Genomic DNA, 12713 nt, shown 5'->3' with positions numbered 1-12713 from the left:
TTCCCGCAAGGCACGGGCCTTTTGCCGGCTGAAGCCCAGGGCGCGCAATCCCTCTGGGGCCTGCACTGTTGAATTCCTGGATTTCGCCTATGGCGCCATCCAGGCTACCTTACTATCCCTTTCCCTCACGTTCGCAGGTATTGATACCAAAAATCGCATTTACCGGGCAGAATCGCACGATTCCGGTTAAGAGCGCGATGGCCGCAACGATCAGCACCACTACCCGCCATATCATATCGAGAGGGGTTGCCAACCCGACAAGCAGCAACACTATTCCGATCACGATACGACCGGTGCGATCGATTCCGCCGACATTGCATTTCATGATTTTCTCCTGATGCCAAGTAAGTATTGTATTTATAGTTCATGGTTTTGCAGATGCAATAAGGGGTTTCCCGTATCCTTCGGTCTGGCCCTGCGCTGTTGAACTTCTGGATTTCGCCTATGGCGCCATCCAGGCTGGCTTGCTATCCTACAATGCATTTTTGATCGTAAATCCTGAAACAAGAGACAAGATGAAGGACGAAATAGACAACATCACCCCCGATCTCTTCGAGCAACTGGAAGCGCTGACGGACGAGGATACGGCGCTTGCCGGACAGCCTCCAGAACCGCCGGAGCCGCCCGCCGAACCGCCCGCCGCCGAGCCGCAGGACGACCTCGCGGACTATGCCAAGGCGGCCTATCTCGCCTATGCGATGGCGGTGTCGAAGTCGCGCGCCATCCCTGACGTGCGCGATGGCCAGAAGCCGGTGCAGCGTCGCATCCTCTATGCCATGCGCGAGATGGGCAACGAATGGGACAAGCCGCACAAGAAGTCGGCGCGCATCGTCGGCGATGTGATCGGTAAATACCACCCGCACGGGGACAGCGCGGTGTACGAGGCGGCGGTGCGCATGGCGCAGGATTTCTCGCTGCGCTACCCGCTGATCGATGGTCAGGGAAACTTCGGCAGCCTGGACGGCGATTCTGCCGCGGCGATGCGCTACACTGAAGTGCGGCTGACGCCGATCGCGCAACTGTTGCTGGGCGAACTGGACCATGGTACGGTTGGCTTCCGGCAGAATTACGACGGCTCCTTCGAGGAGCCCGTGGTGTTGCCGGCGCGCCTGCCCTTCCTGCTGCTCAACGGCGCCTCCGGCATCGGCGTCGGAATCGCCACCGAGGTGCCGCCGCACAACCTGCGCGAAGTGTGCGAGGTGGCCGCGACGATGATCGAGTCGCCCTCGTTCAGCGAGGCGCAGATGCTCGACATGATTCCCGGCCCGGATTTCCCCGGCGGCGGCCAGATCCTTTCCAGCCCGCAGGAAATCCGCAATGCCTACACCAGCGGCCGCGGCTCGATCGCGGTGCGCGCGCGCTACGTCTTCGAGGAGATGGCGCGTGGGCAATGGCAGTTGGTGATCACGGAGCTGCCGCCCGGCGCGTCGGCGGCGAAAGTGCTGTCGGAGATCGAAGCCCTGACCAACCCGCAGCCCAAGCTCGGCAAGAAGGCCGTCGATCAGGGGCAGACGCAGACCAAGACCCTGCTGCTCTCGCTGCTCGATACGGCACGCGACGAATCGGACAAGGAACAGTCGGTGCGCATCGTGTTCGGGCCGAAAAGCTCGCGCATCGACCGCGACGAGTTCGCCCGCACCCTGCTCGCCTACACCAGCCTGGAAACCACGGTGTCGTTCAACCTCGTCCAGGTGGGGCTGGACGGCAATCCGATGCAGAAATCGCTCTACACGATTTTTTCGGAATGGTGCCAGTTCAGGATTGCGACGGTGGAAAAGCGCCTGGGGCACCGCCTCGGCAAGGTCAACGACCGCGTCCATATCCTGGAAGGGCGGCACATCGTTTTCCTGAACATCGACGAGGTGATCCGGCTGATCCGCGAATCCGACGAACCGAAGCCGGCCTTGATCGCCCGATATTCCCTATCCGAGCGGCAGGCGGACGACATCCTGGAAATCCGGCTGCGTCAGCTGTCACGCCTGGAAGGGATCAAGATCGAGCAGGAAATCGCCGAACTGCTGAAGGAACGCGCCAAGCTGGAATCCCTGCTAGCCAGCCCGGCCCGGATGAAGACCCTGGTCGCCAAGGAAATCCGCGAGGATATCAAGAAATTCGGCGACGACCGGCGCACGCTGATCCAGCCGGAAAGGCGCGCCTCGTTGTCCGAAGCCGCCGTGCTGGACGAGCCGGTGACCGTCATCCTGTCCGAGAAGGGCTGGCTGCGCCAGCGCCAGGGGCACGGCATCGACCTGGCCACGCTCTCCTTCAAGGAGGGCGACAAGCTGTTTGTCGCGATCGAGTGCCGTTCCCCCGATGCGGTGATCCTGCTCGGCTCGGACGGACGCGCCTACACCATTACCGCCTCGCAGGTTCCCGGCGGCAAAGGCGACGGCGCGCCAGCCGCTTCCGTGGTGGGCCTGCAGCCCGGCACGAAGATCGTCAGCGCCCTGACCGGGCAGGCGGAAGACCGGGTGCTGTTGTCGAATTCCGGCGGCTACGGTTTCATCGCTACGATCGCGGATATGGCCTCGCGTCAGAAGGGCGGCAAGTTGCTGATGACGCTGGAGGAGGGCGAACAGGTGTTGCCTCCGGCCAGGATCCAGAAAGGCGGCCTGCTTTACGTGGCTTGCGTGTCGAGTGGCGACAAGCTGCTGGTGTTTCCTCTGGGTGAGGTCAAACAAATGCCGAAGGGCCGCGGAGTGATCCTGATGGGTCTGGAGAAGCAGGAGGCCTTGAAGCTCGTCGGCGTTTTCGCCGATGCGCTGATCCTGAAGGGAGTCAGGAGAGGACGAACGATCGAGGAGGCGCCGCAGTTCGAGGTGACCAAGCGTGCGCGCAAGGGCAAGCCGGTCAACCTGAAGGTCGAGGCGCTGCAAACAACCAAAGTTTCGAACTGATCTTCAATCATTCCGGCTTGAAGCCTAACCGCCTTTCCACCGCCTCTATCAGCGATGGAGGCAGGTCGTGGGCGCCATCGAAGACGGCATTGAACAGGTCCGCGTTGGAAAAGTCGGCGCCCTTTAGCTGGGTGTTCTTGAATATGGCGCCACGCAGCGACGCGCCCAGGAGACGGGTTCCCGAGAGGTCGGCATGGGTAAAATCGCATTCTTCTGCCGCTGCCCCGGTCATGTCGGCGCGGGAGAGGTTGGTGTTCACGAAGCGTCCGCCGGTTATCACTCCACGAAGCATGTAGGTATCCGCCAGGGAGCCGCCCGACAGGTCGATCCCTTCCATCAGTACGTCCTTGAGATAGGCGCCGGAGAAGTCTGCACCGGTTGCCCGGGTGCCAATGAGATTGGCACCGAAAAGATTGGCCTTGCCGACACGCGCGCCACTCATGTCCGCCTCGTCGAAGGTGGCATGGAATAAATCCGCTTCCCTGAGGTCGGCATTGCGCAGGCTGGCGCGGCTGAGGTTTGCCCATTTCAGGTTGGCGCCGCGCAGATCGGCACCATCGAGGCGAGCTCCGCGCAGGTTGGCGTTTTCAAGTTTTGCGCCGGATAAATGGGCGCCGGTAAGGTCGAGCCCGGCGAAGGAACAGCCGGAGAGGTCGGCGGCGGGGGCGCGCTTGGCGCAGCGATCGGCGATCGGCTCCGCAGCTGCGAGGATTGATGCAAGCCCTAGGGCAAGCAGGGCCATCTGTAAGAGTTTAATGGTCATGGCTGCCTCCTGGCGGAGATGCTGGGTTTCCCCTGATGACGCGGTGGGGCTCGCGAAGGCGAATTTCTCATGCCTAATTATAGATTACGGTCAGTCAATGATCGTTAGTGATGCCCCGGTTGGCTTTATACTGATGGGGTAGCCTCAAGTTCAAGGTTGCGTTGGAGGAGCGGATGCTTGAAATCCCTTAGCCACAAATCTTTTCCTGGTTGCACTATAAATACAGAAGCATCCTCATCTCTGTGCGCGCGGCATTTGCCCGGAGGCATATTTTATTGCTGAGGAGCATGGCTCCCCGGAATGGATCTTCTGGTGTTGACAATATGAAAATCGGATTATTCTCCGCGCTGAGAAACCGCCTGGTGATCCTCATTCTGTTGGCTCCCATCCCTTCGCTCGGGTTGACGGTCTACAGCTCGTTGCACATATTCAACCAGCAAGTTGCTGAGGTGCAGGCTGACGTCATGCGCGTGGTAAAGCTGGTGTCCGCCAATCAGAAGCAGTTAACTGTCGAGGCGCACAACCTGCTCGAAGCCCTGATTCGGTTTCCCACAATCAGAGCCGTTGCGCCTGAAAGCTGCGATGCCGTCCTGTCCGGGATGATGCAGGGCTTTCCAGGGTACATCAATATCGGTTTGATCAGCCCTGAAGGCGAGCTGGTTTGCAGCGCGGTTCCCGTGAAATCACCCGTCAAATTTTCCGACCTGGATTTTTTTCAGCGAGCGATGAAAACGCGCGCTTTCGCCGTGGGAGATTACTTCGGTGGGGTGGTTTCAGGCTGGCCATCGGTCAATTTCGGCATGCCGATTCAGGATCCGAGCGGCAATATGCGTGGAGTCGTATTCGCCTCTGTTGATTTGTTGCATGCAAACAAACGGCTCATCTCGGCGCTTCCCTATGAAGGTGCCACCATGACCTTCTTAAACGACAGGGGGCGGGTTCTTGCCAGATTTCCCGATCCAGCCGGGCTAACCGGAAAGTCCATGCCGGATAGCCTGCTGCTGAGAACCATACAGGCCAAAGGCGGCGAAGGCGTCGCTCAGGTTACCGGGTTGGATGGCGTGCCTTCCCTGCTTGCGTTTGCCTCGGTATCTCGCTCGCCGGAACGAATCACCTATCTGGCTGTGGGTGTTCCTGAGTCGGCTGTCATTCTTGCTGCCAAGCCTCTCCTTTATCAGCAGACCGCAATTTTATTGATCGCCATCCTGCTGGTCATCGCCATTGTCTGGATGGGCAACGACAGGCTCATTCTGCGGCGCGTGTCCCGCTTGGGAAAGGCGGCAGAGCTGATGCGCGCCGGCAACCTCGGTGCGCGCAGCGGCATTGCCCATAGCCAGGACGAGCTGGGGCAACTGGCCGAAGCCTTTGATGGAATGTCAGAAGCACTCGACAGGCGTGAAATGGAGCGCACACATGCGATAGAGGAAGTCCGACGACTCAACGAGGAACTTGAGTTGCGCGTGGCGGAAAGAACCACGCAGCTTGAAACCACCAAGAAGCGATTGGAAGGTTCGCTGGACGTGCTGCAACGGCATTCGTCGCAAATGACCAAGCTCAGTGAAATGAGCAATCTGCTGCAAAGCTGCCTGACTGCCGAGGAAGCCAACACGGTGGTTTCCCGTTTTGCGCAGGAATTTTTCAACGCCTCAGCGGGTGGCCTGTTCATGACCAGTTCGGCGCGTGGCGCGGTTGATGCCAGCATAGTCTGGGGCGAGATTCCCCCTGCGGAACTGACCTTCGCGCCGGAAGACTGCTGGGCACTGCGCGGTGGAAGAGCCTACGTGGTTGGCCCCTCCCATCCAGGGCCCTATTGCCGCCACGTAGGTGGAGGCGCCCTGCGGGACTATATCTGCATCCCCTTGACGGCGCATGCCGAGACCATGGGAATTCTGCACCTGAGAGGCTTGGCGGCATGGCTGGACCCGGACCAGGAGATACAGGAGCGGGAGCGCGTCAGCCTCCTGCAGCTCGCTGAAAATCTGGCGGAACGCACGGCGCTCGCCATCGCGAATATCCGGCTGCATGAAACCTTGTTGGCGCTGTCGATTCAAGACCCCCTCACGGGTCTTTACAATCGCCGGCACATGGAAGAAATGATAATGAGAGAAGAGCTGCAGGCCCAGCGTAGCGGTTCACCTTTCAGCATTGTCATGGTCGATATCGACCACTTCAAGAATTTTAACGACACCTTTGGCCATCAGGCTGGGGACGCGGTGTTGCGGGAGGCCGGTCGTTTCCTGCAGAGCCATATACGCGGCGTCGATATCGCCTGCCGCTACGGCGGCGAGGAATTTGTCGTTATCTTGCCGGGAGCATCGACGGAGATGACGTTGCTGCGAGCCGAACAATGGCGCAGCGCATTCACGGAAATAAACCTGGAATATAGCGGAAAGTTGTTGCCGCAGGTGACGCTTTCCCTAGGTGTTGCAACCTTTCCAAAGCATGGCGCTTCATGGCAGGCTGCATTACGGGCTGCGGATGAAGCGCTGTACACCGCCAAGCAGCAGGGCCGTAACCGCGTAGTGGTAGCGCCGGAGCCGGCCAAGACGGTGTCAAAGGCATGACATCCGGTTGGGTTTTGAGTTGTGTCGTCCGGTCGCCCCGCGGTTTTTTTCGGCTATCGAAAATACCGCAGAACGGTATCCGGTATGCCAATTAGCTGAAAGATATGTTATATAAATGAGTTAGATAAATATTGACGTTTGTGTGATGCTCTGTAACTTCTTTATTTATTGAATAATATAAGAATAATTATATTTATTATCTCTGCCGCTTGTTTTTCCGCACTCATATTCTCGATGAGAATTTGTTAAGGTGTTTTTGTGGGGCGCATTTTTCTTTGTGCCCGTGATATCATTTAATTCGTCTATATTCCCATAAAAATTTTAAGGGGCGCCAGCCATGAGCGGGAAAAAATATATTTACGCATTCGAAGAAGGCGACGGAAAAAACAAGTTGCTGCTGGGCGGCAAGGGCGCCAATCTGTGCGAGATGACGCAGATCGGGCTGAATGTGCCGCCGGGTTTTAGCATCACCACCGAGGCCTGTCTGGCCTATCTGGAGAAGAACCAGCTGCCGGACGGGCTGATGGACGATATCAAAAGCCACATGGCGGCGCTGGAAAAGAAAACCGGCAAGGGTTTCGGCAGCGGCGAAAACCCCCTGCTGGTTTCGGTGCGTTCCGGCTCGGCGATGTCGATGCCAGGGATGATGGACACCATCCTCAACCTCGGTCTCAACGAAATTTCGCTGCCGGGCCTGATCAGGCAGACCGGCAACGAGCGCTTTGCTTACGACGCCTACCGCCGCTTCATCCAGTTGTTCGGCAAGATTGCGCTGGGTATCGCCGACGAGCATTTCGATGAACGGATGGCGGCGATCAAGAGAAAATATGGCGCACCGCTGGACGTGGACCTGACTGCCGCACACCTCAAGGAGCTGGCCGGAGAGTTTCTTTCCATCGTCGAGCGCCACAGCGGCAAGCCTTTCCCCCAGGACCCGTATGAGCAACTGGAAATCTCGGTGGGAGCGGTGTTCCGCTCCTGGTCGGGCAAGCGCGCGGTGGACTATCGCAAGCAGTTCAGGATCACCAAAGAGCAGGCCAACGGCACCGCAGTCAACGTTTGCACCATGGTGTTCGGCAACATGGGCAACGATTCCGGCACGGGCGTGGGCTTTACCCGCAACCCCGGCACCGGCGAGAATGTGATCTACGGCGAATACCTCACCAACGCGCAAGGCGAGGATGTGGTGGCGGGCATACGCACGCCCAAGCCGATCGCCGAGATGGCCGACGAAATGCCGGAGATCTACCGGCAGCTGATGGAACTGCACAACCGGCTGGAGTCGCACTACCACGAAGTGCAGGATTTCGAGTTTACCATCGAGAAAGGCACGCTCTACTGCCTGCAAACCCGCAACGGCAAGATGAACGCCCGAGCCATGGTGCGCACCTCGGTGGAAATGTTCCAGGAAGGGCTGATCACGAAGGAGCGCGCGCTGCTGCGGATCGAGCCCTTGATCCTGGAGCAGCTGCTGGTGCCGCAGCTGTCGCCTAATTTCCACGGCAAGTCGCTGGCACAGGGGCTGCCGGCATCGCCTGGCGCGGCTTCCGGCAAGATCGTGTTCGACGCCGACAGCGCCGAAATCCGCGGCCGTACCGGCGAGAAAATCATCCTGGTGCGCGAGGAAACCAAGCCCGAGGATATCCACGGCTTCTTCCAGGCACAGGGCATCCTTACCAGCCGCGGCGGCAAGACCTCGCACGCCGCAGTGGTGGCGCGCGGCATGGGCAAGCCCTGCGTGTCCGGCTGCGAGCAGATCGTGATCAACGACAAATTACGCAGCGCCCAGATCGGCGACACCACGCTGCAGGAAGGCGACGTGATCACCATCGACGGCAGTACCGGCCACGTTTACGCCGGCGAAGTGCCGACCGTGGAGGCGGAATTCTCGGAGGAAATGGCCACTCTGTTGGCCTGGGCTGACGAGGTTGCGCGCCTCAGGGTGCTGGCCAACGCCGACACGCCCGAAGCCGCCGCCAAGGCGCGCGGCTTCGGCGCCATGGGCATCGGCCTGTGTCGCACCGAGCGCATGTTCAACAGCACCGACCGCTTGCCCATCGTGCAGGAAATGATCCTGGCGGAAACGCCGGAACAGCGTCAGGCCGCGCTCGACCGGCTGTTGCCGATCCAGCGTTCCGACTTCAAGGATATTTTCAAGGCGATGAAGGGGCTGCCGGTGACGGTGCGCCTGCTCGACCCGCCGATGCACGAGTTTCTGCCCACCGCCGCGCAGCTCGAGCTGGAAATCGCCCACCTGCACCAGCTGCGCGACACCATCAAGGGCTTGGAGGAGCTGCCGGAAACCCTCAAGCTGCTCAATCCCAAGCTCTACCAGCAATACGCCGACGGCCTGCTGAAGCTGATGGGCGGATTGCATACCTTCAAAGAATCGCACCTGGAAGAGGATGTGATCGGCAAGAAGGAGGCGATCCTGAAAAAGGTGCGGGCACTGGCGGAAGTCAATCCCATGCTGGGACACCGCGGCGTGCGCCTGGGGATTACCTATCCTGAAATCTACTCGATGCAGATCCAGGCGATTCTGGAGGCGGCCGCTCTATGCGCCAGGGAGGGAATCGAAATCTATCCCGAAATCATGGTGCCGCAGGTGGCCACGGTGGAAGAACTCAAGCGCATCCACAGCTATGTCCAGCGCATCCACAAGGTGGTTGAACTGACCCATGGCATCAACGTGAAATTCAAGTTCGGCAGCATGCTCGAAGTGGTGCGCGCCTGCGTACGCGCCGGGCGCATGGCGGAAACCGCGGAGTTTTTCTCGTTCGGCACCAACGACCTGACCCAGGCGACCTTCTCCTTCAGCCGCGAGGATGCTGAAAACAAGTTTTTGCCGGCCTACACCGAGACCGGCATCCTGGAGGACAACCCGTTCGAGGTGCTGGACATTAAAGGAGTGGGGCAGCTGATGAAGATGGCGGTAGAGAGAGGACGCCAGACCAACCCTGATCTCAAGATGGGGATCTGCGGCGAGCATGGCGGACATCCCGGCTCGATCCACTTCTGTCACCACATCGGCCTCAGCTACGTGTCCTGTTCCGGCCCGCGCGTGCCGATCGCACGTCTGGCGGCGGCGCAAGCCAAGCTGCTGGAGGGGGAATACCAGGATCCGAGCTGAGTCAGTCTATTGGATGAGGCGTGGAGTGCATCCTGATTGGAGAGGTTTATTCCAGAGGGGGTAGAGGCGGGTACTCTTCTTCGGTTTCCAGCAGGCCGCGCATCGTTTTTTTGATGGTTTCTACCGCTTCCGGCGATTCGATTTCCATGATCTGGTCGATGATCCATGGCTGGTCGCGCTTATCCATGACCTCGCGGATGCAGTTGCCAAGGTAGCGCAGCGTGGCGAATCCGGGTTTCTCGTCAACCAGGTCGAAGGTGGCGTAATCCACCAGGCGACGGTTGAGCAGGTCGATGAAGCCGGCTTTGTAATCGTAACCTTCGTCGTTATTCGGCGCGATTTCGAGGATGTTTTCTTCCATCATTTCGGATAATCGCTTGGCCAGCGCCTGGATGAAGGCGGTACGCGTTGCATCATCGATACGATTGTAGGCGAGGCGGTCGGCGTACTGTACCTCGAAGGCGAGGAACTCGGCCATCAGGACAAAACCGCGCTGAGGCGTGATGATGTCGTAATCCGCTTTTGACAGGTTGATGGTGAACCTGTCCGCCATGCGCCACAGGATCATGGCCAGCACCGAGGCGGTTTCTGTGGGATCCTTGGGTTGCCCATCTTTCTTGAACCAGTTGGTTTTGATTCGAATCGGTTTCATTTCATTCTCCTGTGGCTACCGGACGGGACGTATCGGTGATCCACTCGCTCCACGAGCCGGGATAGAGCTTGCCGCCCGGCAATCCGGCAATTTCCATGGCCAGGATATTGTGGCAGGCGGTCACGCCGGAGCCGCAAGAGTGGATCGTTTGCTCTGGCGGAACGCCGTGCAGCAGGTTGAGGTAGGCGGTGCGCAGTTCCTCTGCGGGCAGGTAGGTGCCGTCGAAATCGATGTTTTCCTCGAAAGTCCAGTTGATGGAGCCGGGGATGTGTCCCGCCACCTTGTCCAGCGGTTCGCGTTCGCCGCTGAAGCGATCTTCCGGCCGGGCATCGATGATCACCCGGTTGTGGTTCTGCCGGGCCTGGTCCACTTCAGTAACGTCCGCCCACATCGCGTTCTGCAGACGGGGAATGAATTGGGTCGGAATAATTTCGGGTAGATCGGTGGCGACGGGCAGCTTCTGCCGCATCCACTTGGGTAGACCGCCATCGAGCAGGGCTACGGCATCGTGGCCCAGCCAGCGTAATAGCCACCACATTCTTACCGCCATAGAGCCGAAACTGTCATCGTAGACGACGACTTGTTTGGTGTTGTCCACTCCCCAGAGTCCCAGTTTTTCGCTCAGAAGCTGCGGACTGGGCAGCGGGTGACGGCCGCTGGTGGGTGTAATCGGGGATGAGAGGTCATCGTCCAGGTGGGCGTAGCGTGCTCCCGGGATGTGGCCGTGCAGGTAAGCGCGACGCCCCGCTTCCGGATCGGTGAGCGTGAAGCGGCAGTCAAAGACGATCCAGCCCGGGTCGCCAAGATGCTGAGCCAGTTCCTCTGTGGAAACTAGAGTGGTGAACTTCATGGGGTGATGAGTGATGCGGGAGGAGTAGGGTAGGGCGCGGGTTACACCCATCGCCCATTACCCATTGCCAGACGTTAGTATCCGCCCTTGCCGTAAGGCTTGGGCAGGCCAGCTACCTTGGCAGCCTGTTTGGCCGGCATTTCGGGAAACTGGGTGTAGAGGTATTTGCTGTCGGTGCCGGGGCGAATCTTTTCCCAGTCTTTCAGCATCGCGCGGAAGTTGGGGGTGTGGCCATGCTCCTTGTATTGCTCACGCATGTACTTGACGATTGCCCAGCGTTCATCGTTCATCGCGAGGCCTTCCGCTGCGGCGATCATGGGGACAATCTCGTCACTGTAGTTCGGTTCAACCAGATAGCCTTCCTCATCGGTTTCAAACTCAACGCCGTTTACTTCGTATGCCATTATGATTCCTCCTTTGAAAGTTTGCGGGTTACAAAAAATGTGGGGGTATTCTACACCAGAGCGTTGGTGGATTTGTGCGGGATGAAGATGCCGCAGCCGATTTTGCGATTGCCGCCCATGCCGCGCTGTTGCACCAGGATGGATTGTTCCACCGGTAGTTCGTGCAGCAGCAGGCTATAGCCATAGGCCACGCCATCGGCGGTGGTGATGGTTTGACGCCGGCCGCAGATGAAGCGGCAGGTGATCTTAAGTTCATCCAATATGCGGATGATGTCGCTGGCAAAGCCTTCCTCATCCATGCTGCCGGTGGTGACGCAGTGAGCATACAGTGGAGAGTGGCGTGCCAGCGGCTTGGTCTTGCCCTTGCCGATGGTCAGCTTGAAGCCGCCGATCATGAGGGTCTGGCCAGACAGAATCGCCAGGTCAGCCTCTCGATGTATGGGGATGCGTATCACAAGCTTGGCCCGTCGGTTCAATATAAGCAGGTCGTCCTTGCCTGTTTCTGCGCCATGGATGTGGTGAACCGCAGCCAGCGTCTCGTCGGGTAGCCAGGGCAGCAGACGCGATAGTTCGAGGAACAACGGATAGCCGTGATCCCGGGGCAGCAGAGTGCCTTGCAGTTCGAAGTGAACTTCGGTTACTGCGGCATTGTCAAATTCGGGGTTGACCATGCCGCTTTCGATTGGCCAGCCTATTTTGGTGCTCCTTCCTTCTTGCGGGTTTCCGCCCATTCCAGCAAGGCGCGCCCCCAATGCTCGGCAGTATGTTCGTCGATGTCAAAGACGGTGAAACGTTTCAGTTCGCGGATCCTTACGCGTAGCGTGGAGAAGCCCGCTTCGTGGTCTACGTGGTGCAGCTCAATTTCCTGCCGAAAGGGCGAGGCAGTAAATTTGTCGATTTTTGTGGTTTCTTCCATTGCCATTGCGTGAACCAATCCTTAAACGTAGACCCTGATCAAAACAGATAGACGAAAGTTGCTAAGCAATCCGCCGCTTGACCTCGCCGCGAATATTTAGCAAACTGCCGGGTCTCGACGCGGAAACAACGGCTTCAAGATTCTGCGTCTTAAATGGTTCGTAAACATTGCGTTGCCGTATTATATGGGGATAGGGCAGCCAGGAATCAAGAGGTGGCCAGGGTATATCCCAAGCAGGGGGGTGGCGAATAACCCGGATGGGTAGTATCCGCCACCCAAGATGACAGTAGAAAGTCATTCCTTGTTGGCAGTAGTATTCAAAGCTGGTGACGTGGTTCCTTTAGTTTTTGTGAAAGAAGCAAATCATAAAGGAGCGTGCGGAGCGGGCGGGGTATAGGCCGCCGGCTTTTGAGGATTTATTAATTCAGGATGCTGGCAACTTTGCCGTGCAGGACTGGAACTTGCGTCCGTTTCAATTTTTTTGGAGATTAAAAAACTATGGCTAAGAAACAACACGACACGCCTATGCTCGACCAG

The 12713-nt window shown here is 58.6% G+C and carries 10 protein-coding genes; 3 read left to right on the top strand and 7 right to left on the bottom strand.

The annotated features are described in order from the left end of the window. Window positions 1–112: 112 nt before the first annotated feature. Window positions 113–325 carry a DUF2892 domain-containing protein gene (locus tag VMV64_RS06405; protein ID WP_325329129.1) on the bottom strand — a complete coding sequence of 71 codons (213 nt, stop codon included), beginning with the start codon at window positions 323–325 and terminating at the stop codon, window positions 113–115. Between the two features lie 190 nt (window positions 326–515). Here VMV64_RS06405 and parC point away from each other — a divergent pair, with 190 nt between their 5' ends. Beyond that, a complete protein-coding gene (gene parC, locus VMV64_RS06400; RefSeq protein WP_325329128.1) occupies window positions 516–2897 on the top strand; it encodes a DNA topoisomerase IV subunit A in 2382 nt (793 codons plus the stop codon). A 7-nt stretch (window positions 2898–2904) separates the two neighbouring features. On the opposite strand, the gene VMV64_RS06395 is transcribed toward parC, so the two are convergent. Further along, the gene (locus VMV64_RS06395; RefSeq protein ID WP_325329127.1) at window positions 2905–3660 is read right to left on the bottom strand and encodes a pentapeptide repeat-containing protein; all 756 of its coding nucleotides are present in this window, start codon (window positions 3658–3660) and stop codon (window positions 2905–2907) included. A gap of 323 nt (window positions 3661–3983) precedes the next feature. On the opposite strand from VMV64_RS06395, the gene VMV64_RS06390 reads away from it, so the two are divergent. Continuing rightward, window positions 3984–6224: a diguanylate cyclase gene (locus tag VMV64_RS06390; protein ID WP_325329126.1), complete on the top strand. Its 2241-nt coding sequence runs from the start codon at window positions 3984–3986 to the stop codon at window positions 6222–6224. Window positions 6225–6561: 337 nt separating this feature from the next. After that, window positions 6562–9354: a pyruvate, phosphate dikinase gene (gene ppdK, locus VMV64_RS06385; RefSeq protein WP_325329125.1), complete on the top strand. Its 2793-nt coding sequence runs from the start codon at window positions 6562–6564 to the stop codon at window positions 9352–9354. A 46-nt stretch (window positions 9355–9400) separates the two neighbouring features. Here ppdK and VMV64_RS06380 read toward each other — a convergent pair whose 3' ends face one another. The 5 genes from VMV64_RS06380 to VMV64_RS06360 are packed head-to-tail and all read right to left on the bottom strand — an operon-like array spanning window position 9401 to window position 12182. Beyond that, window positions 9401–10006, bottom strand: a complete 606-nt coding sequence (locus VMV64_RS06380; protein ID WP_325329124.1) for a hypothetical protein — start codon at window positions 10004–10006, stop codon at window positions 9401–9403. Between the two features lies 1 nt (window position 10007). After that, window positions 10008–10907 carry a sulfurtransferase gene (locus VMV64_RS06375; protein WP_325329123.1) on the bottom strand — a complete coding sequence of 300 codons (900 nt, stop codon included), beginning with the start codon at window positions 10905–10907 and terminating at the stop codon, window positions 10008–10010. Window positions 10908–10930: 23 nt separating this feature from the next. After that, a complete protein-coding gene (locus VMV64_RS06370; RefSeq protein ID WP_325329122.1) occupies window positions 10931–11260 on the bottom strand; it encodes a TusE/DsrC/DsvC family sulfur relay protein in 330 nt (109 codons plus the stop codon). 50 nt (window positions 11261–11310) lie between these two features. After that, window positions 11311–11931, bottom strand: coding sequence for a type I-MYXAN CRISPR-associated protein Cas6/Cmx6 (cas6, locus tag VMV64_RS06365; protein ID WP_325329121.1), 621 nt, complete (start codon window positions 11929–11931; stop codon window positions 11311–11313). A 20-nt stretch (window positions 11932–11951) separates the two neighbouring features. Continuing rightward, a complete protein-coding gene (locus tag VMV64_RS06360; protein WP_325329120.1) occupies window positions 11952–12182 on the bottom strand; it encodes a DUF6967 family protein in 231 nt (76 codons plus the stop codon). Window positions 12183–12713 lie beyond the last annotated feature (531 nt).

The organism is Sulfuricella sp. (genome assembly GCF_035531155.1).
Taxonomy (GTDB): domain Bacteria; phylum Pseudomonadota; class Gammaproteobacteria; order Burkholderiales; family Sulfuricellaceae; genus Sulfuricella.
This window is presented reverse-complemented; position numbering and strand designations above follow the sequence as displayed.